Origin of the sequence: Sphingomonas faeni, assembly GCF_024273235.1 — a bacterium.
Classification (GTDB): Bacteria; Pseudomonadota; Alphaproteobacteria; order Sphingomonadales; family Sphingomonadaceae; genus Sphingomonas; species Sphingomonas faeni_A.
Genome location: NZ_JANBVH010000049.1, coordinates 1 through 26,704 on the forward strand (window position 1 = coordinate 1; position 26,704 = coordinate 26,704).

Annotated in this window: 29 protein-coding genes and 1 pseudogene; 15 read left to right on the forward strand and 15 right to left on the reverse strand. The window is 62.0% G+C overall.

Features of this window, described 5'->3' with window-relative positions; translation table 11 throughout:
• Positions 1-22 precede the first annotated feature (22 nt).
• Positions 23-73: pseudogene (locus tag NLI89_RS19220) on the forward strand (hypothetical protein); the annotation flags it as partial.
• On the forward strand, positions 73-681 hold the full coding sequence (locus NLI89_RS19225; protein WP_254688450.1) for an IS5 family transposase: 609 nt from the start codon (positions 73-75) through the stop codon (positions 679-681). The pseudogene NLI89_RS19220 and the gene NLI89_RS19225, both read left to right, overlap by 1 nt.
• A gap of 81 nt (positions 682-762) precedes the next feature.
• Here NLI89_RS19225 and NLI89_RS19230 read toward each other — a convergent pair whose 3' ends face one another.
• The 4 genes from NLI89_RS19230 to pedF form a co-directional block, all read right to left on the reverse strand.
• Positions 763-1,419, reverse strand: coding sequence for a response regulator (locus NLI89_RS19230; protein WP_254688451.1), 657 nt, complete (start codon positions 1,417-1,419; stop codon positions 763-765).
• 86 nt (positions 1,420-1,505) lie between these two features.
• Positions 1,506-3,179 carry a methanol/ethanol family PQQ-dependent dehydrogenase gene (locus tag NLI89_RS19235; protein WP_254688475.1) on the reverse strand — a complete coding sequence of 558 codons (1,674 nt, stop codon included), beginning with the start codon at positions 3,177-3,179 and terminating at the stop codon, positions 1,506-1,508.
• A 254-nt stretch (positions 3,180-3,433) separates the two neighbouring features.
• Positions 3,434-4,285, reverse strand: a complete 852-nt coding sequence (locus NLI89_RS19240) for a substrate-binding periplasmic protein (protein ID WP_254688452.1) — start codon at positions 4,283-4,285, stop codon at positions 3,434-3,436.
• A gap of 2 nt (positions 4,286-4,287) precedes the next feature.
• Positions 4,288-4,680: a cytochrome c-550 PedF gene (pedF, locus tag NLI89_RS19245; RefSeq protein ID WP_439144551.1), complete on the reverse strand. Its 393-nt coding sequence runs from the start codon at positions 4,678-4,680 to the stop codon at positions 4,288-4,290.
• A gap of 172 nt (positions 4,681-4,852) precedes the next feature.
• On the opposite strand from pedF, the gene NLI89_RS19250 reads away from it, so the two are divergent.
• From NLI89_RS19250 to pqqE, 8 genes are all read left to right on the forward strand, one after another.
• On the forward strand, positions 4,853-5,815 hold the full coding sequence (locus NLI89_RS19250; protein ID WP_254688454.1) for a PQQ-dependent catabolism-associated beta-propeller protein: 963 nt from the start codon (positions 4,853-4,855) through the stop codon (positions 5,813-5,815).
• 105 nt (positions 5,816-5,920) lie between these two features.
• Positions 5,921-7,342: a porin gene (locus tag NLI89_RS19255; protein ID WP_254688455.1), complete on the forward strand. Its 1,422-nt coding sequence runs from the start codon at positions 5,921-5,923 to the stop codon at positions 7,340-7,342.
• A gap of 57 nt (positions 7,343-7,399) precedes the next feature.
• Entirely contained in the window at positions 7,400-9,337 is a 1,938-nt protein-coding gene (acs, locus tag NLI89_RS19260) for an acetate--CoA ligase (protein WP_254688456.1), read from the forward strand.
• A 111-nt stretch (positions 9,338-9,448) separates the two neighbouring features.
• Positions 9,449-9,529 carry a pyrroloquinoline quinone precursor peptide PqqA gene (gene pqqA / locus NLI89_RS19265; RefSeq protein ID WP_042466497.1) on the forward strand — a complete coding sequence of 27 codons (81 nt, stop codon included), beginning with the start codon at positions 9,449-9,451 and terminating at the stop codon, positions 9,527-9,529.
• Positions 9,530-9,535: 6 nt separating this feature from the next.
• Positions 9,536-10,438 carry a pyrroloquinoline quinone biosynthesis protein PqqB gene (gene pqqB, locus NLI89_RS19270; RefSeq protein WP_254688457.1) on the forward strand — a complete coding sequence of 301 codons (903 nt, stop codon included), beginning with the start codon at positions 9,536-9,538 and terminating at the stop codon, positions 10,436-10,438.
• Complete coding sequence (gene pqqC / locus NLI89_RS19275; RefSeq protein ID WP_254688458.1) at positions 10,435-11,172, forward strand: pyrroloquinoline-quinone synthase PqqC; 738 nt, start codon at positions 10,435-10,437, stop codon at positions 11,170-11,172. The genes pqqB and pqqC overlap by 4 nt, the downstream gene beginning before the upstream one ends.
• Positions 11,169-11,432, forward strand: a complete 264-nt coding sequence (pqqD, locus tag NLI89_RS19280) for a pyrroloquinoline quinone biosynthesis peptide chaperone PqqD (protein WP_254688459.1) — start codon at positions 11,169-11,171, stop codon at positions 11,430-11,432. The genes pqqC and pqqD overlap by 4 nt, the downstream gene beginning before the upstream one ends.
• An 11-nt stretch (positions 11,433-11,443) precedes the next feature.
• Positions 11,444-12,514 carry a pyrroloquinoline quinone biosynthesis protein PqqE gene (pqqE, locus tag NLI89_RS19285; protein WP_254688460.1) on the forward strand — a complete coding sequence of 357 codons (1,071 nt, stop codon included), beginning with the start codon at positions 11,444-11,446 and terminating at the stop codon, positions 12,512-12,514.
• On the opposite strand, the gene pip is transcribed toward pqqE, so the two are convergent.
• A complete protein-coding gene (pip, locus tag NLI89_RS19290) occupies positions 12,511-13,455 on the reverse strand; it encodes a prolyl aminopeptidase (protein ID WP_254688461.1) in 945 nt (314 codons plus the stop codon). The two genes, pqqE and pip, sit on opposite strands and share 4 nt — an antisense overlap.
• 600 nt (positions 13,456-14,055) lie before the next feature.
• On the opposite strand from pip, the gene NLI89_RS19295 reads away from it, so the two are divergent.
• Entirely contained in the window at positions 14,056-14,238 is a 183-nt protein-coding gene (locus tag NLI89_RS19295) for a hypothetical protein (protein ID WP_254688462.1), read from the forward strand.
• 87 nt (positions 14,239-14,325) lie between these two features.
• On the opposite strand, the gene NLI89_RS22010 is transcribed toward NLI89_RS19295, so the two are convergent.
• Positions 14,326-14,655, reverse strand: a complete 330-nt coding sequence (locus tag NLI89_RS22010) for a hypothetical protein (protein ID WP_439144549.1) — start codon at positions 14,653-14,655, stop codon at positions 14,326-14,328.
• Between NLI89_RS22010 and NLI89_RS19305 the strand changes: the two genes are divergently transcribed.
• From NLI89_RS19305 to NLI89_RS19315, 3 genes are all read left to right on the forward strand, one after another.
• Positions 14,654-15,097, forward strand: coding sequence for a hypothetical protein (locus NLI89_RS19305; protein WP_254688463.1), 444 nt, complete (start codon positions 14,654-14,656; stop codon positions 15,095-15,097). The two genes, NLI89_RS22010 and NLI89_RS19305, sit on opposite strands and share 2 nt — an antisense overlap.
• A 248-nt stretch (positions 15,098-15,345) precedes the next feature.
• Positions 15,346-16,008: a recombinase family protein gene (locus NLI89_RS19310; RefSeq protein WP_254688464.1), complete on the forward strand. Its 663-nt coding sequence runs from the start codon at positions 15,346-15,348 to the stop codon at positions 16,006-16,008.
• A 270-nt stretch (positions 16,009-16,278) separates the two neighbouring features.
• Positions 16,279-17,532, forward strand: coding sequence for a hypothetical protein (locus NLI89_RS19315; RefSeq protein WP_254688465.1), 1,254 nt, complete (start codon positions 16,279-16,281; stop codon positions 17,530-17,532).
• A gap of 49 nt (positions 17,533-17,581) precedes the next feature.
• Here the strand turns inward: NLI89_RS19315 and tnpC are convergent, their stop codons facing one another.
• The 5 genes from tnpC to NLI89_RS19340 form a co-directional block, all read right to left on the reverse strand.
• Entirely contained in the window at positions 17,582-19,135 is a 1,554-nt protein-coding gene (gene tnpC, locus NLI89_RS19320; protein ID WP_439144550.1) for an IS66 family transposase, read from the reverse strand.
• Between the two features lie 61 nt (positions 19,136-19,196).
• Positions 19,197-19,544 carry an IS66 family insertion sequence element accessory protein TnpB gene (tnpB, locus tag NLI89_RS19325; protein WP_254688467.1) on the reverse strand — a complete coding sequence of 116 codons (348 nt, stop codon included), beginning with the start codon at positions 19,542-19,544 and terminating at the stop codon, positions 19,197-19,199.
• The gene (gene tnpA / locus NLI89_RS19330; protein WP_254688468.1) at positions 19,541-19,939 is read right to left on the reverse strand and encodes an IS66-like element accessory protein TnpA; all 399 of its coding nucleotides are present in this window, start codon (positions 19,937-19,939) and stop codon (positions 19,541-19,543) included. The genes tnpB and tnpA overlap by 4 nt, the downstream gene beginning before the upstream one ends.
• Before the next feature lie 359 nt (positions 19,940-20,298).
• A complete protein-coding gene (locus tag NLI89_RS19335; protein ID WP_254688469.1) occupies positions 20,299-20,622 on the reverse strand; it encodes a hypothetical protein in 324 nt (107 codons plus the stop codon).
• 409 nt (positions 20,623-21,031) lie between these two features.
• Positions 21,032-21,535: a pyridoxamine 5'-phosphate oxidase family protein gene (locus tag NLI89_RS19340; protein ID WP_254688470.1), complete on the reverse strand. Its 504-nt coding sequence runs from the start codon at positions 21,533-21,535 to the stop codon at positions 21,032-21,034.
• A 357-nt stretch (positions 21,536-21,892) separates the two neighbouring features.
• On the opposite strand from NLI89_RS19340, the gene NLI89_RS19345 reads away from it, so the two are divergent.
• The gene (locus tag NLI89_RS19345; RefSeq protein ID WP_254688471.1) at positions 21,893-23,173 is read left to right on the forward strand and encodes a M48 family metallopeptidase; all 1,281 of its coding nucleotides are present in this window, start codon (positions 21,893-21,895) and stop codon (positions 23,171-23,173) included.
• A gap of 187 nt (positions 23,174-23,360) precedes the next feature.
• Here the strand turns inward: NLI89_RS19345 and NLI89_RS19350 are convergent, their stop codons facing one another.
• The 4 genes from NLI89_RS19350 to NLI89_RS19365 form a co-directional block, all read right to left on the reverse strand.
• On the reverse strand, positions 23,361-23,831 hold the full coding sequence (locus tag NLI89_RS19350; RefSeq protein ID WP_302675878.1) for a DUF805 domain-containing protein: 471 nt from the start codon (positions 23,829-23,831) through the stop codon (positions 23,361-23,363).
• A gap of 79 nt (positions 23,832-23,910) precedes the next feature.
• The gene (locus NLI89_RS19355) at positions 23,911-24,615 is read right to left on the reverse strand and encodes a hypothetical protein (RefSeq protein WP_254688472.1); all 705 of its coding nucleotides are present in this window, start codon (positions 24,613-24,615) and stop codon (positions 23,911-23,913) included.
• 109 nt (positions 24,616-24,724) lie between these two features.
• Positions 24,725-25,504: an SHOCT domain-containing protein gene (locus NLI89_RS19360; RefSeq protein ID WP_254688473.1), complete on the reverse strand. Its 780-nt coding sequence runs from the start codon at positions 25,502-25,504 to the stop codon at positions 24,725-24,727.
• Complete coding sequence (locus NLI89_RS19365; RefSeq protein WP_254688474.1) at positions 25,501-26,298, reverse strand: hypothetical protein; 798 nt, start codon at positions 26,296-26,298, stop codon at positions 25,501-25,503. Before NLI89_RS19365 ends, NLI89_RS19360 begins: the two co-directional genes overlap by 4 nt.
• Positions 26,299-26,704: the final 406 nt, after the last annotated feature.

The window sequence follows — 26,704 nt, forward strand, 5'->3', positions numbered from 1 at the left end:
CTATTTCGAAGGCATGGTGTGGATGGCGCGGACAGGCGCGCAATGGCGGCATTTGCCGGATGAATATGGCAAGTGGAACAGCGTGTTCCGGCGGTATCGTCGCTGGGTCGTGACGGGCGTGTTCGAAGCCATGCTGGAAACCTTCGCCGCTGTCGTCGAGCGGGATGTCAGCGCCGACATGATCGACAGCACCGTAGTCCGGGCGCACCACTGCGCCGTCGGGCTAAAAAAAGGGATCAAGAATTCGAAGGGCTCGGCCGCTCGCGAGGCGGTTTCACAACCAAGCTGCACGCCCGCTGTGATGGTCAGGGGCGACCGCTATGTTTCGTCCTGACGCCGGGCCAGGCCCACGACGTGAAGGGCTTCGGGCCCTTGTTCGGGATGCTGGCTGACCGGATTGAGGCCCTGCTTGCCGATAAGGGCTATGACGCCGATGCCATCCGCCAGGAACTCGCCAAGGCGGATGTCGAGGCGGTCATTCCAACCAAAAGTAACCGCCGCATGCCGATCCCGCATGATCGCGAGAAATACCGTTGGCGCAATCTCGTCGAGCGCTTGTTCAGCAAGCTCAAGAACTGGCGCCGTGTCGCAACGCGTTATGACAAGACAGCAGAGTCATATCTCGGCTTCGTCGCGCTCGCATCAGTTACGCTGTGGCTGCCCTTTGTCCACGTGGCCTAGTATCCTCCCCCGCGAGGGGGGGATGGCGGGCATCGCCTGACGAAGGGGATCGAATGTCGCCAACGCCCTTAGCTGATCTCCTCAGTGCCGCGCCGCCAACGGTGCCGGGACGAAATTGATCTTGTTCGCCAGGATCACGGCCTGGGTCCGGCTATAGACGTTGAGCTTCGCCAGAATCGCCGAGACGTGCGCCTTCACCGTCGTCATCGAAACGTCGAGTTCATACGCGATCTGCTTGTTGAGCTTGCCGCCGACGACCAGCCCCAGCACGACGCGCTGTTGCGGCGTCAGCGTTTCGACGCGGCGGCGGATGTCGTCGAGTTCGACATTGTCCGCGCCGATCGTCCGGAATTCCTCCGGCATGAAGATGTCGCCCGCCAGGATCGACTGGATCGCCGCGACGATCGCACTGCGCTTGAGCGACTTCGGGATGAACCCGGCCGCGCCGTTCGCGATCGACGCACTTATCAGCCCGCCCTCGCACGCCCCCGATACGATGACGACGGGTACCGACGGGAACCGGTCGCGCATCTGGGCAAGACCCGAAAACCCTTCGGCATCGGGCATGTTGAGATCGAGCAGGACGAGGTCGAAATCGCCTTCACGCTCGACGATCGCGATGGCCTCCGCGATCGACGACGCCTCGAACAGTTCGCACTGGTCGAACGCGACTGAGATGACGGTGCGGAGGCCGTCCCGTACGAGCGGATGATCGTCTGCTATAAGCACCCGTTCCACGTCATGCCCCCCTGCCCGTGCATGGTGTACCGGGTCGGCCGGCGACAGGGAATGGGATACCTGTGAAGACATCCCATTCTCGATCATCACGATTTCGGCAGCTTGAACACCCAGAGCGCCCCGCCCTGGTTGATGTGCTGCACCGCCTTGGCGACCTCGCCGCCCCACAGCGGCACCGCGCCGCCCCAACCCGACATGACCGCGACGAACTGCTCGCCGTCCTGCGTCCACGTGACAGGCGAACCGACCACGCCCGACCCGGTATTGAACTTCCACAGTTCCTTGCCGGTCTTCGCGTCGAAGGCCTTCAGATAGCCCTCGGGCGTACCGGTGAAGACCAGATTGCCCGCGGTCGCCAGTACCCCGCCCCACAGCGGTGCCTTGTTGTTGTATTCCCAAGCGATCCTGCCGGTTGCCGGATCGATCGCGCGCAACACCCCGATATGATCGGGATAGAGCGGCTTGATCGTGAAGCCCGCACCGAGATACGCCGCGCCCTTCTTGTAGGCGATTGGCTCGTTCCAGATGTCCATGCCCCATTCGTTGGAGGGCACGTAGAACATGCCGGTCTGGCCGCTATACGCCATCGGCATCCAGTTCTTGGCGCCGAGGAACGCAGGCGCGGAGAACACCGTGGTACCCTTTTCGGTCGAAGGCGGACCCGGACGGCTGGTATCGTCGAAGATCGGCCGGCCGGCCTTGGTATAGCCCTTTGCCCAGGTCGTCTTGGACACGAACGGATTGGCCGAGATGAACTTGCCGGTCGTCCGGTCCAGCACGAAGAAATAGCCGTTGCGATTGGCTTGCGCGCCAAGCTTCATCATCTTGCCGCCGATCTTGGCATCGAACGGGATGAACTCGTTCACGCCGTCGAAATCCCAGCCGTCGTGCGGCGTATACTGGTAATGCCATTTGATCTCGCCGGTGTCGGCGTTGATCGCCAGCGTCGACGAGGTGTAGAGATTGTCGCCCGGCCGCAGATGGCTGTTCCAAGGTGCCGGGTTGCCGGTACCGAAAAAGAGCAGATTACTGTCGGGATCATAGGTGCCGCCCAGCCATGGCGCGCCGCCGCCGGTCTTGTACTGATCGCCCTGCCAACTCGCGTTGGTCTTGCCGGTGATCGTCGAGTCCTTGCCGTTGAGCGAACCCATATTGCCTTCGATCGTCGGCCGCGACCAGACCAGCTCGCCGGTGTTGACGTCGCGCGCCTCGACCTTGCCGATGACGCCGAACTCACCGCCCGAATTGCCGTAGATCACCTTGCCCTTGACGATGATCGGTGCCGCGGTGTTCGAGTAACCCGCCGCGTAATCCTGCAGCGTCTTGTTCCAGATCACCTTGCCGGTGTTGCGGTTGAGCGCGACCATGTGCGCGTCGAGCGTCGCGAAGATGATCTTGTCGCCGTAGATCGCCGCACCGCGGTTGACCACGTCGCAGCACGGCATGATGCCGTCGGGCAGACGCGCATCGTATTGCCATTTCTCCTCGCCGGTCTTGGCATCGAACGCGAACAGTCGCGAATAGGAGCCGGTGACGTAGATCGTGCCGTCATAGACGATCGGCTGCGATTCCTGGCCGCGCTGCTTTTCACCACCGAGCGAGGCGGAGAAGGCCGGGACCAGCCTGGCGACGTTGGTATCGTTGATCTGGGTGATCGTGCTGTAGCGCTGAGCCTTGGGCCCCATGCCGTAGGTCAGAATGTCGCCGGGGGTGCTCGCGTCGCTCATCAGGTCGGCGTCGGTCGGGCCGGCCCCGGCCATCGGCGGCGCGGCAGGTGCCGCCGGCGTCGCAGCCGGGACGGCAGCATCCTTGACCGCCGCTGCGAGCGGCGTCGTCGCCATCATGGCGGCCCCCGCCAGCAGTGCGGCCGCGCGCGTCATGCGAAACGTCATCGTCTTCTCCCCTCCTGTTCGTCCATTCATTGGATCGACCCGTTCTTTGAACCGTCTTGGAATTTTCTCAGGATAATCTCAGACTCGCCACCGCCCCATAGGACCTTCGGTCGCCGCGACCGCTAGATCGAGATCGGCATTTTCGGCGAGACACCGTAGCGTGCGAAAATGGCGTCGAGCGTTCCGTCGGTGCGAAATCCGGCAATCATCGTATCGAGTGCGTCCGCCAGATCGCGGCTGTCGTCCTTGACCGCCACGCCAATGTCCCAACCCGCGCTCGGCAGTGCTGGCAGGGGGCCTTTGCGGACCTTCACCGTCTTGCTGCCGCCATGAAGCGCATGTTCGATCTGCGCGCGGCTCGCCATCGCGACGTCGGCGTCGCCGGTCTTGACTGCGTCGATCGCCGCCTGACCGCTGGTGAGATGCTTGACGTCGGGGCGCAGCACGCCGCCGAACGAGCCAGACAGATAGAAGTCGGGGATGCTGTCGAGCTCGGCAACCAGGCGCATGCCCTTGAACGCCGCGGGCGCGACCTCGCAGTCGGTGTCGAGACCGCAGGCCATCTGGAAGCCTTCGCGGTAGTAGGGCGCGCCGATCACCGCACGGTCGTTGGCGAGCGCGAACGCCCGATCGACCGGCACGTGCATCATCACGTCGCAGACCGTCCCGCCGACCAGCGAGCCGCGCCACACCATGTTTCGGAGATCGTCCGACACCCCCTCGTCCGCAAGAAAGTCGATCGGTTCGGCACGCACCCCGAGTTTCTTCGCGATGGCTTCGGCAATCTCGGCGTCGATCCCGACGATCTTGCCGTCCCGCTTCCACGACCATGGCTCGAAATCGCGGTATACCGCGACGCGCAGCACGCCGTTCGCCTTGATCTTGTCGATCGGTGCCGCTGCCGCCGTTCCAAACGGCACCAGCGCGGCGCTGGCCAATGCGCCGCCGAGAAAAGCCCGCCGCGATGGTCTCACGATCACTCCTCCGAATGCTTCGTGTCGAGCCAGGAACGGATCGCCCAGCCGGCCTTCTGCCCCAGCACGTCGCCCATCGGCGGCATGTACACCTTGCCATCGCGGACCGAGCCATGCTGGAATCGCTGGATGTACCATTCGTCACCCGCCTCGCCGACGTCGAGATAGCGCAGGTCCGGCGCGATCCCGCCGGAGATGGCCTCCAAGCCATGGCAGCGCGCGCAATTCTGGCCATACGCGCTCTCGCCGATCTTGATCGCGGTCGCGTCGCCGCGATACGGGTTCACCTTCAGCCATGTGGTGCCAATGTCCTTCAGCGCGGTCGTGTCGACGGCTTGGGGCGTCACATTGCCATGCGCATACACATTGATGCCGATCGATCCGGCCGCGACCATTGCCGACGCCGCGAAGACGAACCGCGATACTCTTCCAGCCATTCCAAACACCTCACCATTGCCGTCGGCCGATCTGACGCGGCATGGCAGGACCCTATGGACAGCCCACGCGCTCGTCCTATTGCACTTTGGTACCAGGGTGTTGCGCGCTCATCGGAGTTAGTGTCGGCAAATGCGAACCCTGACCCTGCTCCCCCTGCTGGCGTTGACCGCCGCCGCTCCTGCACTTGCGGAGACGATCTACGTCTCCAACGAGAAGGGAAACTCGATCACCGTCATAGACGGCGCGACGCTGAAACCGATCGCGACGTGGCCGGTCGGCCGTCGCCCGCGCGGCATCATCCTGTCGCGTGACGGTACCCAGCTCTACGTCTGCGCCAGCGACGAGAATGCCGTGCAGGTGATTGACCGCAAGACCGGCAAGCTCATCGCCGATCTGCCTTCGGGCGAGGATCCGGAAACGTTCGCGCTCTCCCCCGACGGCACGTTGCTGTTCGCCTCCAACGAGCGCGACGCCGCGGTCACCGCGATCGACGTGCCGGGGCGGAAAGTCGCGTTCCAGGTCGTGGTCGGCGTCGAGCCCGAGGGGATGGCGGTCAGTCCCGACGGCAAGACCGCGGTATCGACCGCCGAGACCGACAATTCGCTCCACTGGATCGATATCGCCAGCCACCAGCCGACCGGCGTCACCGAGGTCGAGCAACGTCCGCGTCATGTCGAATATACGCGCGACGGCAAACAGTTATGGGTTTCGGCCGAGATCGGCGGGACGGTCCAGATCGTCGACACCGCAGCTCGAAAGGTAACCGACACGATCCGCTTCGCAATCCCCGGCATTAACCCCGAGAAGATCATGCCGGTCGGCATCCGGTTTACCCCCGATCACAAGACCGCGTTGGTTGCCTTGGGCCGCGGCAACGCCGTCGCGTTCATCGACGTTGCCAGCCACAAGGTTACGCGGATCGTTCCCGTCGGCCTCCGCGTCTGGCACCTCGCGATCAGCCCCGACGGCAGGCGCGCCTTCGCTGCCAACGGCCTCAGCGACACCGTGTCGGTGATCGACATCGCCACAGCCAAGGTGACCGCGACGATCCCCGCCGGCCGCGCACCCTGGGGAGTCGCGATCGCACCCTGACGTCATTCGCCAGCCGGACCCAAAGTCTAATTTTCGCGACCGCCTGTATCCGCCAGCCTTTGCACCAAGACGCAGATCACATCGCGTCGCAAAAGGGAGGTTTCGATGATCGGACTAGGCAAGCTGCTGGCAACGGCGGCAGGCGGGACTTTACTGTGCTGTGCGGCAACACCCGCTTTCGCACAGGCCGATGACACGACCAGTCAGCTGCTATTGCGCTTGAAGGAAAAGGGCATCCTCACCGATGACGAATACAACGCGCTCGTTGCCCGCAAGACCGCCGAAGTCGCACCGTCTCAGCCTACCGCCGTCGCCACCAGTGCGCCTCAGGCGCCACAACAGGCCGCGCAGGCTCAGCTAGACGACAAGCGCTCCGTCCGCATGACCGAAGCCGGCGTCGGTATGGAGTTCGGCGGCGTGACCGTGAAATTCTCCGGGTCGGTCAACGGCTTCTACGTCCACGACAATGGCGACCACGCGATTGCCGGCAATACCGTCGTCGGCGGCCTCGCCGCAGTCGGCAAAAGCAGCTCGTCGATCCGCAACGGCCTGTTGCCCGGCATCTTCGGCATCGACGTCTCGACCAACCAGGGCGGCTGGGACGTCGCCGCGCATATTGGCCTGTATCCCGGCATCAACAGCGTCTCTAACGTGGGCGGGGCCAATTCAGCCGGTACGCCGCAAGCGCTCGCCACATCGGGCATCGACGCCCGCCAGACCTACCTTACCTTCGGAAAGCCCAATTTCGGCACGATCAAGGTCGGTCGCGACATCGGCCTGTTCGGCTCGGACGCGATCCTCAACGACATTACACTGCTCGGCGTCGGCTCGACCGGCGGCAACGTCGCGCCGTCGAACACCTCGCTCGGGCGGATCGGCATCGGCTATATCTACACCGACTTCCAGCCCCAGATCACCTATTCCAGCCCCAAATTCGGCGGGCTCCAGGTAAGCGCCGGCATCTTCCAGCCGCTCCAGACGATCGGCAATTCGGAGGTCAATGGTTCGCCCGGCTTCCAGGGTAAAGTCACCTACGACTTCAAGTCGGATCAGCTCGGCGGACACCTCTGGGCTGGCGGTATCACCCAGAAGCATGACGGGGTTGATGGATCTCCCAGCTACACCGGCAGCGGCTTCGATGTCGGCGCGAAGCTGACCTATGCCGGCTTCGGTTTGCTCGGTTACTATTACAATGGCTCGGGCATCGGTACGACCGGATTGTTCATACTCTCCACCGACGCCGCCGGGCGCAAGCGCGACAGCAGCGGCTATTATGCCCAGGGCACGTACACGATCGGCAAGTTCACGCTCGGCGGAAGCTACGGCGCGAGCTTCCTCGATCTTGCCCGCAACGAGGTCAACCCGACGCTGCTCGACAAGAACAGCAGTTGGGTCGGCCAGGCGCGCTACGGCCTGACTAGTTGGGTCACGCTGATCGGCGAATACACCCGGACCAAGGCCGAGGCGCATAACGGCAACGATGCGAAGTCCGATACGGTGGCCGCAGGCGCGATCCTGTTCTTCTGACCTTACCCGGGCCGCGGGACGTCGTCGTTCCGCGGCTCTTTTCCTGCCGGGATCCCTATGACCGAACAGACCATCTTCCCCGTTACCAACGCTTGGGCGAAGCACGCCCGCATTGATAAGGACCGTTACGACACGCTGTACGAGGCGGCGTCGAGCAACCCCGGCGCGTTCTGGCTGGAACAGGCCAAGCGGTTGGACTGGACAAGGCCCCCAACGATCGCAGGCGACTGGTCGTTCGCGAAGGACGATTTCCATATCGAATGGTTCGCGGACGGCGAACTGAACGTCGCCGCGAATTGCCTCGACCGACATCTCGTGCAACGCGGCGATCAGGTCGCGATCATCTGGGAGCCGGACCGCCCCGAGGCCGATGCGCGCCACATCACCTACCGCGAACTCCATGCAGAGGTGTGCCGGTTCGCCAACGTGCTGGCAGCACAGGGCGTCGCCAAGGGCGACCGGGTCACGATCTACCTCCCGATGATCCCCGAGGCTGCCTTTGCGGTGCTTGCGTGCGCACGGCTGGGCGCCGTGCATTCGGTCGTGTTCGGCGGTTTCTCCTCCGAAGCGATCGCTGGCCGAATCGAGGATTGCGGATCGACGATCGTCATCACCGCCGACGAAGGCTGTCGCGGCGGCAAGCGGATTCCGCTGAAGGCCAATGTCGATGCCGCCGCCGAGAAGGCTCCGGGCTTGAAACGCGTCATCGTCGTCAAGGCTACCGGGGGCGCCGTGACGATGCATCCGCGCGATGTCTGGTACCACGAAGCAGCCGAAGGCGTCGGCACCGAGTGCGCCGCCGTGCCGGTCAAGGCCGAAGATCCGCTATTCGTGCTGTACACCAGCGGCTCGACCGGCAAGCCCAAGGGCGTGTTGCACACCAGCGGCGGTTATCTGCTTTGGGCCGCCTACACGCACGACATGGCGTTCGATTACCGGCCCGGCGACATCTATTGGTGCGCCGCCGATATCGGCTGGATCACCGGCCATACCTATATTCTCTACGGCCCGCTTGCGAACGGCGCGACGACCTTGATGTACGAAGGGTTGCCGAACTGGCCGAACGCCAGCCGGATCTGGGACATCGTCGACCGGCACGAGGTCCACACGCTGTTCACCGCACCGACCGTGCTGCGCTCGTTGATGAAGGAGGGCGACGATTTCGTCACGCGCACCGATCGCTCGTCGCTGAGGCTACTCGGCAGCGTCGGCGAACCGATCAACCCCGAAGCCTGGCGCTGGTATCACGACGTCGTCGGCGGCGGACGTGCTCCGATCATCGACGCATGGTGGCAGACCGAAACGGGCGGCATAATGATCTGCCCCCTGCCCGGCGCGACCGCGTTGAAACCGGGCTCCGCGACCAAGCCCCTGCCGGGCGTGACGCTACAACTGGTCGACGAGAAGGGCGAAGTGCTGATCGGCCCAGCGGAAGGCAACCTCGTCATCACGCAAAGCTGGCCGGGCCAGATGCGCACCGTCTGGGGCGATCACGAACGCTTCTTCCAGACCTATTTCTCGACCTACCCAGGCAAGTATTTCACCGGCGACGGCTGCCGCCGCGACGATGACGGCGATTACTGGATCACCGGCCGGGTCGACGACGTGATCAACGTCAGCGGCCACCGCATGGGCACGGCGGAAGTCGAGAGCGCACTGGTCCTGCACAAGCATGTCGCCGAAGCGGCGGTGGTCGGCATGCCGCACGACGTGAAGGGCCAGGGCATCTACGCGTACGTCACGGTCAACGACGGCATCGACCACAGCCACGAGCTGCGCGACGAGCTCTGCCGATGGGTGCGCGCCGAGATCGGCCCGATCGCGACGCCCGACAAACTGCAATTTGCGCCGGCCCTGCCCAAGACGCGCTCGGGCAAGATCATGCGCCGTATCCTGCGCAAGATCGCGGAAGGCGACACGTCCAGTCTGGGCGACACCAGTACGCTGGCCGATCCGAGCGTCGTCGAGCATCTCGTGGCGAACCGGGTCGCATGATCGAGCCACCCGTCCGCCGCGATGCAACGAAGTCGTACTTAAGGCCAATTCCCTCGCATAGACCGATTGTTAGGATCGATCCCGCGCATATCCGCGCATAGGAGACCCTACATGGCCTGGAAGAAGCCCCGGATCGTCGAGATCGCCCTCGGCGCCGAAATCAACTGCTATGCGTGCGCCGAACTCGTCTGATAGCAGATGGACGTTATCGTCCTGGGGGCGGCGGCCGGCGGCGGCTTCCCCCAATGGAACTGCCATTCGCCCGCCTCCCGCCGCGCCCGCGCCGGCGACGCCGCAGCGCGCCCGCGCACGCAGGCCAGCATCGCAATCAGCGGCGATGGCAGCCATTGGCATGTATTCAATGCGTCGCCCGATCTGCGCCGACAGATCGATATGACGCCAGCGCTTCACCCGCAGCACGGCCTTCGCTCCACGCCGATCGCGAGCGTCGTGCTGACTGGCGGCGATGTCGACGTGATCGTCGGCTTGCTGACCCTGCGCGAACGCCAGGCCTTCGCGCTGCATGCGTCCGCGGCGGTCCATGCGATCCTTGCCGCCAACCCGATCTTCGACGTGCTGGCGGAAGGGATCGTCGATCGCCGCACGGTCATGCTGGACCAGCCCGTAGCGCTGGACGACACGCTAACCGCGACGCTGTTCGCGGTGCCGGGCAAGGTCCCGCTCTATATGGAGGATGGCGATGGCATGCAGCCGATCCGGGTCGACGACACCACGGTCGGCGCAGAGATTACCGACGGCACGCATCGCGCCCTCTTCATCCCCGGCTGCGCGGCGATGACCGACGACCTGCGCGCGCGGATCGATGGCGCCGACCTGCTCTTCTTCGACGCGACCTTGTGGGACGACGACGAAATGATCGCCGCCGGACTCGGTACCAAGACCGGCCGCCGTATGGGCCACATGAGCATGAGCGGCGTGGGAGGCTCGATAGCGTCGCTCGCCGACCTGACGATCGGTCGCAGAGTTGCGCTCCACATCAACAATTCCAACCCCGTGCTGCTCGACGACAGTCACGAGCGCTCAACCGCCGAAGCTGCGAGATGGATCATCGCCGAGGACGGCATGCAGTTTACGACATGAACCAGGTACTGGACGACGCCGGCCTGGAAGCGGCACTCCGCGCGATCGGCGCCGAGCGTTATCACATCCTCCACCCGTTCCACCGCCTGCTCCACGACGGCAAGCTCACCCGCGGCCAGATCCAGGCCTGGGCGCTGAACCGCTATTACTACCAGAACCAGATCCCGGTGAAGGACGCGCATCTGCTCGCGCGCCTGCCCACCCCGGAGCTGCGCCGCGAATGGCGCCGGAGGATCGAGGATCACGATGGCGATGGCAGCAAGCCCGGCGGCATCGAACGCTGGATCAAGCTGGTCGAGGGCGTCGGCCTGGACCGTGCGCTGGTCGAGAGTACCGACGCGATCCTGCCGACCACCCGGTTCGCGGTCGATGCCTATGTCCATTTCGTCCGCGACCGCACGTTGCTGGAGGCGGTGGCATCGTCACTGACCGAACTCTTTTCGCCATCGATCATCGCCGAGCGCGTATCCGGCATGCTCGCGCATTACGACTTCATCACCCCCGATACGCTGTCCTACTTCACCCCGCGCCTTACCCAGGCGCCGAAAGACAGCGATTTCGCGCTCGCCTATGTGAAGGCGCATGCCGATACGGCGGAGAAACAGCAGGCGGTGCTGGCCGCGTTACGCTTCAAATGCGACGTGCTCTGGTCGCAACTCGACGGGTTGTACCTCGCCTATGTGGCTCCCGGCCTGATCCCGCCCGGCGCGTTCGTGCCGCGGGACGCGCAGTGAGCGCCGTTCCCCGTTTCAAGCGCGGCGTGAAGTTCCGCTTCGACACCGTTCGCGACGTCTGGATCATCCTCGCGCCTGAAAAGCTGTTCATGCCCGACGAGATCGCGGTCGAGATCCTGAAGCTCGTCGACGGCGCGCGCACCACCGACTCCATCGTCGACGACCTCGCCTGCCGCTTCGACGCCCCCCGCGAGACTATCGCGAACGACGTCGTTGCAGTGCTCGAAGATCTGTCCCTCCGCGGAGCGATCCAGCTATGACTCCTCCCCCGATGGGACTCATCATCGAGCTTACCCACCGCTGTCCGCTCCAGTGCGCCTATTGCTCGAATCCGCTGAAGCTCGATCCGCCAGCGAGCGAACTGGCGACCGACGAATGGCTCCGCGTGCTCGACCAGGCGGCCGCACTCGGTGTGCTGCAGGTTCATTTCTCGGGCGGCGAACCGATGGCGCGGCGCGATCTGGAACAGCTCGTCACCCACGCGAACGCGGCTGGGCTATATACTAACGTCATTACCTCGGGGGTGCTGCTCGACGCCGATCGGATGCGCGCGCTGATCGCGGCGGGGGTGGATCACGTCCAGCTGAGCTTTCAGGACAGCGAGGCGCTGCGCGCGGACATCGCCGGCGGATATCGTGGCGGCCATGCGAAGAAGCTGCGTGCCGCCGCGCTGATCCGCGACTCCGGCCTGCCGCTGACGAGCAACTTCGTCGTTCACCGCCAGAATATCGATCGGGTCGAAGAGATGATCGCGCTTGGCGAAGCGCTCGGTTCCGAACGCATGGAGATCGCCCACGTCCAATATTATGGGTGGGCGCTGCGCAATCGCAACGCGCTGCTGCCGACGATCGGCCAGCTTGAGAGCACCACCGCGATCGTCGAGGCTGCGCGCGCGCGACTGCACGGCCGGATCGCGATCGATTACGTCGTCCCCGATTATTATGCGGCTCGCCCGAAAGCCTGTATGGGCGGCTGGGGCCAGCGTTTCATCAACATCTCGCCCTCGGGCAAGGCGTTGCCATGCCACGCCGCCGAGACGATTCCCGACATGGACTTTCCGTCGGTCCGCATATGGTCGCTCGCAGATCTGTGGAACGGCGCCGAAGCATTCGCGCGGTTTCGCGGCACCGACTGGATGCCGCTACCATGCCGGAACTGCGACCGCCGCGAGATCGATTGGGGAGGGTGTCGCTGCCAGGCGCTGGCGCTCGCTGGCGACGCCGCCGCAACCGACCCGGCCTGCACGCGCGCGCCGATGCATCACGTGATGGCAACAGCGATCTCACAGGCTGGCGACACCGACGTCACCATTCCTCGTCGACTGGTTCGCTCGTCCGCCTAATCGGCGGCGTAGCGGTCCGTCGCGCGGATCAACTGGTCGAGGATACCCGGCTCGTTCCAGGCATGGCCGGCGCCCTCCACCAAATGAAAGTCGGCTTCGGGCCAGGCCCGATGCAAATCATAGGCGGTGCGCGCCGGGCACACGATGTCGTAACGCCCCTGGACGATCGTGCCGGGAATGCCCGTCAGAATGCCCGCGTCGCGGATCAGCTGCCCCTCGTCGAGCCAGCCGTTGTTGACGAAAAAGTGGTTCTCGATCCGTGCGAAGGCCAGCGCGAAATGCGCGTCCCTGAACCCGGAGCTGGTCGCGGAATCGGGCAGCAAGGTGATCGTCTCTCCCTCCCACAACGCCCAGGCCTTCGCCGCCTCGATCTGTGCTGCGGGATCGTCGCCGGTCAACCGCTTGCGGTACGCGCCACGCATGTCGTCACGCTCGGCGACCGGAATCGGCGCCTCGAATGCCGCCCATTTGTCGGGGAACACTTCCGACGCGCCGAACTGATAATACCAGTCGAGCTCCGACGTCCGCAGGGTGAAGATGCCGCGCAGGATCAGCTCGCTCACCCGTTCGGGATGCGTCTGTGCATAGGCCAGCGCCAGCGTCGATCCCCAGGACCCACCGAACACCAGCCAGCGTTCGACACCGATCATCGTGCGCAGTTGCTCCATGTCAGCGACCAGATCCCAGGTGGTGTTCGCTTCGAGCCCGGCATGCGGCGTCGACCGCCCACATCCGCGCTGATCGAACAGCAGCACGTCGTATTTCGTCGGATCGAACAGCTGGCGGTGTTTTGCCGAGATGCCCCCGCCTGGCCCGCCATGGAGGAACACCGCGGGCTTCCCCCCAGGCGTACCGCAGCGCTCGAAATACACCGAATGCCCGTCGCCGACGTCGAGCATGCCGGAATGATAAGGCGGGATCGGTTCGTATAGCGTGCGCAAATCCAAGTCCTCTTTACAGTTCATCAAGCTATCAGCTTGGGTTAGGTTTGGCTGCTCGGCAGCCTAAGGCGTACCCATGTTTATCACTACCCCACGGGGATTTGAGGTCCTTGTCCCGCTTCATCAACGATAGTCTGGTTACGGCACATCGTCACCCGCAAGAGACTGAGCTGCTAAACGGGTAATCAGCGGCTTACGCCCGTGACCAATCCAGTGAACTAACGAATGCTTAATGCAGCTACACGCCGAAAGCGGCCCGTCCGCTTTCTACCAAAACCCAGCCAATTAGGCCCCCGTCCCGTCAAATGAACGAACGGCTGCTTACCGGCGATCGCCGCCCGATAACGGACGGGCGGCTTTCCACCAGTTTTACTGTAAATGCCGACGGTCTGCATGCACTAGGGACTCGCCGTTTTCACCGGACAAGCTGCACGCTCCTGCACTTCGACATCTGCCAGAGCGCGGTGCTGTCCCTTCGGAGAACCTTCGATCGCGTACTCTTTGGCAAACGTCTTTTCCCGATTTCTCAGCCGACCGGCCGCGAATGCCCCTGCCGCCCCCGCGACCAATGTGGTAGAAGTGCGCATGCTCAAGACAAGAATGAAGCGGCTCGCCGATCGCGGTGATCGCGCCGTGCAGCGCCTTGCCGAAATCGAAGCCTCGATCACGAACCTTTCTAACGAGGATCTGCTCGACCTAGCTGACATCTTCAAAGCCGAGCCCCGCCCGCCAATTGGGGAGATGGCGTTCTTAGAAATGGCACGGCGCGAAATCAGTCTCTGAGGATGGCCTGAGCACACGTCAGCAGAATTATGTGCTTACGCTGGTCCACATTGGCTACATGCACGAACAGCCCGCAACTATACACAATCATGATGGAGCAACGGTGCAGCGATGGTAGCGATTGGCACCCGGATCAATTAAATAGGTACTCTGATCCGAGATGGCGGGACCTTCTACCTCCGACGTGATGTCGGCGGGCGCTACGAGCTGGAACTGCATTTCACTCCCGTCGATCTCGTTGAGAAACGCGTTCGGGTCATCGGCACGTTGGTTGGCCCAGATCTGGTAAACGCCGACGGCGTTGCGCCAGCTTAGTGGCAGACCATTCGTCTGGTCGAAAGGCACTCGGCGCAATTCTGATTCAACCTGACTCATTGGCGTTGCGCACAAACCACGAACAGGCATCATGCCGGCCATGGAACAGCGGATCATTCATGCCTGCGGTCACGAGCAGGCTCATCATCTCACCGGCTTTGACAGCCAGCAGGAACGTAAGGCCAAGTGGCTGAAGACGACTACCTGTCGAGACTGCTTCGTTGCGGAAAAGCGTGCTGAGGAGGTCGCTGCGGCAGCGTCAAGCAGCGCCGCTGTCTCACACCTCGTTCTTCCGCCGCTGACTGGGACCGATCGGCAAATCAGCTGGGCGTCGACGATCAGGACCAAGCGGCTCGCAGCGCTAACAAATTCCAACAGCGACGCCGACTGGTACGCTTGCCTCCAGGTCACTGACGCCAAATGGTGGATCGATCGCCGCGATCTGACGGACATCGATCTGATGGCGGCAGCGGCGCAGGCATCGGAAGTCCAAAGCGCGACGGCGGTCACGGCGTCGATCACAGATATGCATCGGACGGCATGATCATCTAGCTGACGCCGCCGCACGACCAGCCTTGCGGAAACGGTGTCATTGATAGCACGAACATCAACGGGATACCGCGCGCCTACCCCCCTGCCCGATATCTAAGCCGGTGCGAAACGTCCGTCTGCAGTACAGTGCTTTTAGGGTATGCCTTTCGCAGCCCCCCCCCCAATCGCTGGTACTTTATCACCGTCCTGACTGCGTAAAAAGGACTGGACTAATAAGTACCATATATAGCAGACTGCGGCATGTTCATCCGAGCCTATCTTCGCAAATCTACCTCCGAACAGGATGCGTCGCGCGCCAAGAGCGCCCTCGACGTGTTTGCGACGGAGCACGGGATTAGGATTGCGGCCCGCTATGTTGAAAACGAAAGTGGTGCCAAGCTTCACCGGCCCGAGCTGTTCCGCCTGCTATCGGATTGCGAGCCGGGAGACGTGCTCCTGGTCGAGCAGGTTGATCGGCTTTCTCGCCTCACCTCACCGGACTGGATCAAGCTGCGCAATCTGCTCGACACCAAGCAGGTCCGGATCGTCGCGCTCGACCTGCCGACGTCCTGGATCCTGACGGCACCGACCGATGAGTTCACCGGCCGAATGTTCGCAGCGGTCAACGCCATGATGCTGGACGTACTCGCCGCGGTTGCCCGCAAGGACTATGAGGATCGCCGTCGTCGACAGGCCGAAGGCACTGCGAAAGCCAAGGCAGCGGGCCTTTATAAGGGACGCCCCGAGAACAAGACCCGCAACGCGGCGATCTCGAGCCTTCTCCGCGATGGCCGAAGCTGGCGCGATATAATGGATGCGACTGGGTGCAGTCGAACGCTGCTCGCCAAGATTGCTCGTGATCGCCGTCTACAGGCAGAGGCTGACGCAGCGATCCGCGCGGCTGAGTCAGTCGCGCATCGCTAATGTGTTCAGGCAGCCTCTAGACCCTCATAATGAGGTGTTCATTTTAGCTGCTACCGACCCTGATTGAACGGGTTTCGTGTACCAAAGCCCATGCCCATTCAGGGTATACCCTTTTTGACAAATGCGGCGCTGATTACAGTAGCCTTTTTGGTGATAACCGCCTGACGCGCCTTGTATTAGAGTAACGACCTTGTTGAGAAAGCCTGATCGGCTAGAATCGCGCAAATCGAGAAATCGTGCGCATAATTATCTTGGAGGCGGGTACAAGCCATGCGGATACTGCTGTCGAATTTGGCGTGGACCGTATTGGCGGGTACGAGTGTGTCACCGGCAGCTTCAGAGCCATGGCAGTTCACAGACGAGCGCATGATCGTGGCCAGCGACACAATGGTCATAACCTTTGTCGGCGAGTCCGTAAGGGTGAAGGGTGAGATGCGAACAGCGCGGGTCAATCTACACCTTCCCAAGCCGGACAAGTATGGCGCAAGCAGCTTTGCTATCGATACCGAGGTGGACTGCGCGCGAAAGCTCTTGCGGGAGGTGGCATCAGTTGCAGCGCGTTCCAATGGCGGCGTCGTGCATCTTCCCCACGAGGCTGGGGACAACGACTTTAAGCCAGTCCAGAAAGACAGCTTTGCCGTCGTGATACAGGAGCATCTGTGCCGGATTAAGCGGGAGGACTACAGGAAAGGCGGCATCTACCTGTACACGTCGAGCGACATCGCGGCTCGGAGCGTCTTCGCGCTTCTGGCACTCGGTATCGAGAACAAGGCAGCGGGGCAATTGGCCAGCAAGCACTATTCTGAGCCGAACGAGATCACCGCGGCGCTGGACGAACAGAAGGTCCCCGCTGACAAGCGCGCGGCGGTTATCAAAGCGATCGACGCGCAGATCGAGCCAGAGGCCAAGCCGCCGCCACCGATCATTCCCTTGGCGTCAGCAGTCGCCAGCGGTCACGTCGGTAAATACATGCATTCCGAAATGGAGTTAGCTTCCGGTCTGTGGCTGAAGGCGGATGGCACGTTCCAGTATTTCCTGACGGTCGGATCGCTGGATGAGAAAGCCGACGGTCGCTGGACGGCGCAGGGTAACCGCGTTGTACTAGAAAACGATCCCGTTCCGGTCCCGCCGACGATCACTACAGGATCAGGCGGTCGTGACCCGGCGAGCAAACTGCGGCTGAAGGTGACGATACCGTCCGGAAGGGGCGTTCCCGGTGTAGATCTCGTAGTCGGCTTCGACACCGGTGATCCTCTCGAAGGCTACACGCAATCAGACGGCTGGACGCTCCCGGCGGACGAGAAGCGTGAGCCACGCTGGGTCATGTTCTCAATGTCGTCTTATGGTTTGCGCTCTGCCCGGTTTCCAATCGACGCGCGCACCGCGAATGCTCTAGCGTACATCCTGACGCCGAACGACATCGGCGTGGTCAACTTCGCTAAGGTCAATGTGATGGCTGACGGTAACGGTCTGACTGTGATCCGCGAGGGACAGTCGATGCGGTACGAAAAGCAGGGAAAGTGATGCGCGCCGTTGCGCGTCACTAGTGTAAGCGTGGCCGGCAGGCCGCGGACTATGCAGCTTGTGCTACCGGCTTCGCAGGCTGTTGGGCCCAGTTCCAGGGCATGAGCTCGTCCCATCGCGCTGCTGGCCAATCAGCTGCAATCTTCCCAGTGACGTCGGCGATGTAGGCCTGCGGGTCGACGCCATTGGCCTTGCAGGTCTGGATGACGGTGTAGATCGCTGCGGCACGCTCGCCGCCCGTCTTCGAACCGGCGAACAGCCAGTTGCGTCGTCCGACGGCAACGCCGCGCAGCGCACGTTCGGCGATATTGTTGTCGATCTCCAGGCGCCCGTCATCGAGGAAGCGGCACAGCGCGAGCCATCGCTTCGTGCCATAGGCAATAGCCTTGGCCATGTCGGACTTCGGCGACAGCCGGCGCAGTGCTGCGTCGAGTATCTCGCGCAGCGCATCGACCAGCGGCCTCGTCCGGTTCTGCCGCGCCGCCAGCCGCACGTCGGGCGGCCTGCCGCGGACCTCGGCTTCTATGCCGTACAAGGTACCAATGCGTTCAAGAATGTCGGTGGTCAGCGGCGTGGCAACCCGCTCGTGGAGATCGAACACCTTGCGCCTGAAATGGGCCCAGCATGCGACTTCGGTGGCGCCGTTTCGATAGAGCCCGTCGTAACCGGCATAGGCGTCAGCCTGGAGGAAACCTCGAAATCCGGCAAGATGGGTTTGCGGGTGTGCACCGGTGCGGTCGGTCGTGAAGCGATACCATGCCGCAGGCGGGGTCGTGTTGCCGGAGGCGCGGTCGTCGACCGCATAGACCCACAGCCGCCCGGTCGCGGTGCGTCCACGGCCGGGGTCGAGCACGGGAACTGGCGTGTCGTCGGCGTGGATCTTGTCGCCTTTCAGCACTTCATCGCGGATGCGGCTGACGATGGGGTCGAGCAGCGCTGCTGCCTGGCCGACCCAGCCCGCCAGCGTCGAGCGGTCGATGTCCAGGCCTTGGGCGGCCATCATCTCGGACTGCCGGTAAAGCGGCAGATGATGGTCGAACTTCGAGACGACAACATGCGCCAACGTTGCAAATGTCGCCTTCCCGCGGGCGACCGCCTTCACCGGGGCAGCCGCCTGGACGATCTTCTCACACGTCCGGCAGCTATATTTCGGTCGGACGTTCCGCACGACGCGCCAGTGCACCGGCAGGACGTCGAGTACCTCATGTGCGTCCTGCCCGAGGCGGCGTAGCGCACCGCCGCAGTCCGGGCATGTGCAGGCGCCGGAGGCGGGTTCGTGGACGACCTCCTCGCGTGGCAGGTGGTCGGGCAACGCACGGACTGGTGCCAGTCGCCCGGGCGTGTCTGACAAGGCCGCGCCGATCTCCGGGACTGCGCTCTCGGTTTCCAGTTCCTCGAGCGCGAGTTCGAGTTGGGCGATCTCGCGCGTCAGCTTCTCGGAGGATGCGCCGAACTGCATCCGCCGCATCCGGGCGATCTGCCCACGCAGTGTCTCGATGAGCAGGTCGCGGGCGGCAAGTGCTGCATTGGCCCGGGCGAGCGAGGCCTCCAGCACGGCAATCCGGGCCTCGGCATCAGATGGGGCAAGAGAGGCTTGCGACACCTCGTTTCCATAGCAGTTCGCGCACTCTCACACGAGCAAAAATGGCGGAAAAGCTATGTTTTCAGCCGGCCAATGTTGGTGCCCATGTCCGCTCTGGGCGGCGCCAGTCGATGCCCTCCAGAAGCATCGACACCTGCGCCGATGTCAGCGCCACTGTGCCTGTCGCGGTCACCGGCCAGACGAAACGCCCCCGGTCCATCCGCTTCGAAAACAGGCAGAGTCCCTGACCGTCGAACCACAGCAATTTGATCAGGTCGCCGCGCTTGCCACGGAACGCGAACAGCGCACCGGAATGTGGTTTCTCCTGAAGCACCTGCTGCACCAATACCGCCAGGCCATCGAAGCCCTTGCGCATGTCGGTGACGCCGCACGCCAGGAATATCCGCGTCGATGTCGGCTGCGGGATCATCGCGCCAGCACGTCGATCACGCGCGACAGCGCCTCGGCGTCGACAGCGCCGTCGACAGTCAGTCGCACACCCGAAGGCAGCTCGATGCCGATCTGCCCGGCGGTCCGGGCGTCCGCTGGCACCTCGACGGGCGGCGCCGGCAGCATCACGGGCGGCTCGCTGATCCGGACTTCGGCAAATGTGGCCTGAGGCCGGGCCGGCACTCCGCTCAGTGCACCCGACATAGCTTGACGCCGCCAGGTGTAGATCGCGCCGCTGCCGACCTCGTGACGCTCGACCGCCGCCCTGACCGATCCATCCGGCCCGAACGCATCGCGTAGGATCGCCAGCTTCTGCTCGACCGTCCAGCGGCGTCGACCCGACACCCGACCGACAATCTCGATACGACCACTCATATGACCGGTCGTATGACTACTCGCTACATCCGCAGCTGGTTCGATAGCCTCGTCTGACATCACGGCCCCGTTCAAAGAGCCGCCATCAACCCGTTGAACGCTCCGCCTACAACGCGACCTTCAGACCACGCTTACTCACTAGCCACCAAACCCGCTGGACCAGCCGTGAAAACGATATCAAGCGTCCGCTGCTGCCCCCCGCCCCGCGAAGGGGCGTTCGATCGTCCGGCGCCGGTGACAGATTCTAGAATTGCTGCATTATGCCAGCTCACTCAGCTGTCAGGGCCGAGGACTGCCAATCGTTACTGGCGCAGGACTAGGCTTTACGAGCCCAACGCTATGCAACACGGCAGATTGGGTCAGCATGATCGCCAGCCACAGGTCGCGTCGGCTAAGCTGATCAACCACGGATGACCGCGTAAGCTGAGCGCGATCGAAAGAGCGGGCAACACGAAGCCGATCCAGATGATGAAAGCACTGCCCAATGCGACTGTCCACGGGCTCGCATTTACCGGCGCCAGTATCAAAGCTCCAGCCAGGATAGCCGCTAGCCAGAACAGCGCCAGCGTAGCAGCAGCGAGTATTGCACCGCGTAGGCGACTCCGGAAACCTGTAAAAAGAATGATCACTCCGGCAAAGGTCGCAGCCCCGATCGGAATGATGTTGCTGATAATATAATTCATGAGCTTCCAACCTCAATCGTACGATGTGTTGTTGCCACCTACCATCATGAGGTTCTTGAACCTTCCATGAGTACACCCGCATCTGCTTCACTGTTCAACGACTGGAAGGAGGTGATCGAATGTTTCATTGTTATACGTCGCGAACGGAAAACCCAATGAGTGCGACCCCCGCTGGCGGGGCTGTCTAGCTCTAAGGGACAAGCCATCAGTAACCAACAATGGAGAGGCCGTCCCGCTAGGGGCAGCCTTTTATATTTTGTGGCGATGCCCCCGCATGATGACGAAATTGCCGAGGCGTCCATCAACCTAAAGGCTGAGGACGTCTCGGCTGCTCAGACAGTGCGAGAAAACCGTGGCCGCGATGCTTGGCGCTAAATTCGAGCCTCACCGCCAGGCCGATTTGTGGCCCTCAAAGATCTACCTTCTCGTCCTCGATACGGTAAGGCTTCCCCGTCACCTTGGCTTTCACAAAGGATAGAATGGACGCCACTCCCGCGCCGGGAGTGTCCCAATATTCAGCTCCGTCGGCATGAACCTTCAGCAGTACAATTTCCGGATCTTCCGGGCCATTAGGAAACCAGGCCTCGATACCGGCATTCCACAGCTGCTTAGCTTTCTGTACGTCGTGTACAACTTCGGCCTTTCCGGTCACCGACACCCATGAGCTTTTCGACGAGAAGGCGGCGTTGACGCGCGGTTCTAGGCCAATCTGTTCAACCTTGCGACCGCCACGCTTGGTAAAGAACCAAAGATCACCATCGAACTCAACCTTCTGGACCGCCATGGGCCGGCTCATTAGGCGGCCTTCGGAATTGGTCGTGAACATACACACGTGAGCGTCCGCGATCAGCTCTGCTATCTTGGCGACTTCATCGTTGCGTGGTTCCTTCGGGGTGTCAGTAGCGTTGCTCATGGTAATCTCCGCGTAGGCGGTCCAGATTTCAGAAGGTCTGACCTGTTCCTAGCGGCTCAACGTCTCAGCAATAAGAACGACGCAGAAACTTGCCTAATACCCGGACGTACTAGGCGCCCCCACCTCTCCTCCCGGATGTACGGTCGCCTTTATTCCAGACGGCGTGCATTTCGTGAACGACCTTAGCGACAGTCCGGCACTCGGCTTGTTGGTCATAGTGAAGCTGTAGCAAAAACTGGCACATTTGCGACAAGACGCGGCCCAACCTAAACACCGCCTGTTCGAAAAGAGCATTCAAATCTTGATTGTAGCTCCGTACGGATCGTGGTTACATCCACTTCCAGGGGGTGCGTCGTCATGCAATTTGTCACGCGAAGCATGAGTGTAGTGGGCATAACGCTCGTGGCGTTCTGTGCTCCTGCGGTGGCAGTGGCGCAGGGTTTCGATGTCGGCCAGGCTACGCGCGCTTACCTCGACCTGCTTCACGGACCAGCACGGGCGCAATCCGACGCCTATTTTGAGGGCGGATACTGGCTAATCCTATGGAGCACGCTTGTTGCATGCGTCACCTATTGGGCCGTGCTGGCGACTGGCTTTTCGGCTCAGCTGCGGACTTGGGCTGAAGCGCGTACCAAGCGGAAGGTGCTTGCGACGATGCTCTATGCGCTCGGCCTTACGCTCGTGACCACGATCATCATGCTACCTTTCTCGATATACACGGGATACGTTCGCGAGGCCCAATACGGATTGATGAGCCAAAGCTTTGCGCTGTGGTCTGTCGATCAGTTGAAGGCGCTGCTCCTTACCCTGATCGTTACCCCACTGGCGTTTGCGGCGATCTACGCAGTAATACGGCGCGCGCCGCGTCTCTGGTGGGTTTGGGGCGCAGGCATGGCTTGGGCCTTCGTTCTACTCGCGAGCGCCGTGCTCCCTGTATTGGTCGCTCCGCTGTTCTTCACGATGAGCGAGTTGCCGGCAGGCCCGCTTCGCGAACGGATCGTGGCGATGGCGCAGGCACACAATATCCCGGCGGACCACATCTACGTTGCCGACCTGTCACGCCAAACCAAGCGCATTTCGGCAAACGTGTCGGGCTTGGGTCCGACCGTCCAGATTACGCTAACTGACAACCTACTCTCCCGAACGAGCCCCGATGAGGTTGCCTCAGTCATGGGCCACGAGATGGGGCACTATGTGCTCGGTCATGTCTGGCGGAACGCCGCCTGGTTCGCAGTGCTTTTCCTGGCGATGTTCTTCGCTGTAGCAAAAGCGACGCCGATCCTAATCGCCCGGCATTCACGCTGGCACGTTCAGAGCGTTTCCGACGTCGCCGCGGCTCCGGCGCTGCTGCTCGTCGCCACCATTGTTATGGCACTAGCGACGCCGTTCCAGAGCGCGATCGTCCGATCCGCTGAGAGCGAGGCGGACGCGTTTGGTCTCGATGCCGCGCACCAGCCCGATGCCTTTGCGCTGATCGCGATCCGGCTCTCCGAATATCGCAAGCTGGAGCCTGGTCCCATCGAGGAATTCTTGTTCTTCGATCACCCATCAGGCGAAACGCGCATACGTCGTGCGATGCAGTGGAAGAAGGATCATGTGGCTGGCGCCGAAATGATGAAGCCTGTTCTGCGCCCTTGAAGCGAGCTCGCTCGGTTGCCACGAGCTGTAGGCGGACCTTGGGGAATTTCGCTAGGGCTAGCGGTATCCCGGTCGGAAGAAGACGCAACTTACGGCTGATTTCAAGTCCGATATGTCATGTCCAGTGCGACTGCCGATGACCTTGATCGCCTCTCGACGTAGCCGGAACGCCTGCCGCTTTCGCACATCACGCCGTCGCAACAAACGAAGGGGGTGGCCCGTAGCGGTTGGAACCCGGTGTGCCATGACGACAAGTCCAGACCAGCAAGGTGATCCCGAGCGCGAGCATGGTCGGAACCGTCAACCCAATACCGATGACGATCTTTGTCCCATCTTCATTACCAAACATGATTCCGGTCAAACCGTACAGGATCAGCAGCAGGAAGCTCAACAAGGGCATGGGTAAAGCCCACCAGCCAGATCGGTCGACGTCATGCAGCCGTCTAACCAGCACTGCAACCGAGGGGATAAAGAGGACGCTGAATAGGATCCACGATATTGGACCTACCAAGAACGCCAAGGCAATTTGCAGGACATTCGTCGCGATTGTGTAGGACCAATATTCCATTCGCGATGAGCGGCCAGCATAACGCGCGTAGCGTCGCAGGGGACGTAGAGCAGCCCTGGCAACGGTCTGGGTTACCGGTGTTTCACCCATCAGCGCGATCCGCTCCTTAACCACCCAATAGCGGTTGCGCGCTGGCTAAATGCAAAGCTGACATCATACGATAGGAAAGTTATTTTGCCGCTTTGCGCATCGTGATGCTCGCAGTGCCAAGTTCGACTTCCATCGTTTCAGGCTCGCCGTCGGCGGGCCTTGCCGCAAGGGTGAAGGGCTCGATGGCGCTGCGCGTATAACTGAAGGTAAAACGGTTTGGACCGCTCGGCGACAATGCGACCTTGGCTAATGTCAGGTTGTCGCTCGAACGGACAATCTCCCAGCTTTGCGGCAATTTGGTTGGTGAGCCTTTTTCACCATCATCCGTGTTCCATCCATGGAGGAGCGGGATGGTCCATCCCTCGTCCGAGATCATATTCAGCTGACCGCTCCCGCCGCCATCTGTCAGCACGCCGAGGTTCTCGACGGGCTTGCCGTCCGTTGCCACGATTGTGAAAGCAGCGCGCACCTTGGGATCACGGACGGCTGACGTCTGACGGAAGGATGGCGGAGCAGTCGGTGCATTCGTCAAGGCGATGGTCCCGAAGTCTGCGAACCGCCAAATGCCCTTCACGAGCATGTGGAGCTGTTCTTCACCCTCGACAGGCGCATCAAGCCCGTCGACCCCGTACTCGAAGCTGTGGTCGGCTCGCAAATTGAGATGGGCAGCCAACTCGCGGTCGCGATACTCATACCGTCCAATGATCGTCGCATTCGCTGGTCGCGTGGACGGGGCCTGTTGCCAAGCCCAGACCGGCTGCGCCAACGCTATGGCAGTAAACATAAGGAGGGTTGGGGCGCGGAGTTGCATGGCTATTTCATGCGCCCGGTTTCCCGCCCAAGCAACTCGTTGCGCAGCCGCGATCGAGGTAGGGATTCATTGGCATTGTCGGTCAGACGGCATCGTTCCTGATAACGATACGTCGCCACAGTGGAGGAATGGGAATACCCGCCTGAGACCGAACCGTCCGCCAGCGGCCGCTCCGCTGCACCTGCAACGATATCCAGAACGGTGACGGGTCGCGGTAGGTGGTTCGCAACAGCAACCGACCTGAGCGTGCGAGCAACGCATCCAACCCCTCCGCGAGGTCGGCCGGAAGGCCGTTGCCTGGGTTCCCCACGGCTGCACCATCAAAAGCCCATCCGTCGCCCCAGCAATGGATCGAGCCTTTCTCGAGCGCCAGCGTGATCGAGAAGGAAAGCCTCGGCTGCACGGGAAAGGTGCAGACGACCTCGAAAGGCACGTCGTCTCGCCATTGTAGATTGAGGCGATGGCGTTGCGCCAGATCTAAAAAGGCTGCGCGGGTAGCTGGCTGATAACTCGCCCATGTCCATCCGCTATCTGACAAAGCTCGGTTTGGCGGTAGCGCAGGCGGGATCTCCGATTTGAGCGGCGAGGCCAACACCCGCGCCTTGCCCTGCGCGAACTCGTCGTCGGAGAGGAGACCTCGCTCCCGTAGCTCTTCCAGTTCGCGGATTTCGCTGGCGAGCGATCGGATCGATATTGGCGGCAAGACAGCCTTCCGCGATGGCATGCACAAGAGCAACCCGACGGCGATTGGGCCTGTGAGCACGCCTAGTATCGTCCACAGGATTACCGAACGATCCCTGACCGTCGCGATCACGCCGCTCAGAATCGTGCTGACGAACATGGAAAGGATAAGTCCATTCATACGCTGATCGCCTTCACAGCAAGGGCGCGCGTGGACAACGGCACGGATTGAGGCAGCAGGGAGAGCACATGGGCTGCCAGCGGCACGGCACCGAGATTGGCAGTGAAGTTCAGCAGCGATCCGTGGAAGGTAAAGTTGAGATTGACGGTTCCCCTGCCCTGCCTGACATCGACGCATTCGATCTCGCCGTAACGACGTTCGCGCTCGCAAACGACACGGAAACGAATGCCGCCAGGTTCAATCACGAGCAGCGGCTTGGCGTTGTTCGACGCGACTGCATACCACCACGGCAGGCCGCGAACTCCCGTGAAGGTTGCGAGTACGGGTATAGTCGCCGCGCCTGCCTCGTCGACGGTGATATTGGCGACCACGGCTCTTTCGTAGGCGCGACGTCCCAGCCGCAACGACAGCCAGGCCATTCCGCGGTATGTCGCATATATTAGTCCGACGAACGCCATGAGTTGCAGGACGAAAACCAGCGCAAACCCCAGGATTGCCCACGCACCTTCAGGTCGTTTTATGGAGTTGGGTACCGCTTTGCGGGCGACGTCCTCGCATGGTCCGATAAAGCGATTTATTGTCTCGACGCGTTGCGTCCACTGCGCCGGCTTGCCCGCCTGTTCCAAGTGACTTTCGGTAGAGAAACGATACTGGCGGCTTAGATCCCCCGACAATTCTCGCCGTATGATCCACAGCGTACCGGGCTGGCCGCTTTGACATTCACCTTTGGAAACGATCCCTGCGGTCGTCTTCCCGATTTTCACCGCGGTACAGTTCGCCGGCCATAAGTTCATTGAGTGCAACGGCGCATCAGCAGGTGCACAATATCGAACTGGTTGACCTACCCACGCACCGGCGACGTTGGTCCTGGTCTCCCATATTCCAGCCCGCTGCGCCTGGCTGGTTGCGGGCACGCAAGCCAAGAAACTTAGAATCAGCCGGAACCACCGCATGACCGGGCGGGGACGGTTCAAAGCAGTCCATATCCGTTTCAACATACAGATTCTTCTGACGAGCAAGTGCACCCCTCTCAGATTTATCCGGTACAGAGGGGTGTTCCACAGATAATCACTATAGGTCACCGAACTGATTAGAGGCCTGGCTGCCTGCCCACGAGAGCATTGCCATCATTAATGCCAAGTATACCGCGAACGTCCAAGCCAGTGCAGTTTCGATTACCCGTATACCGTCTTCATACTG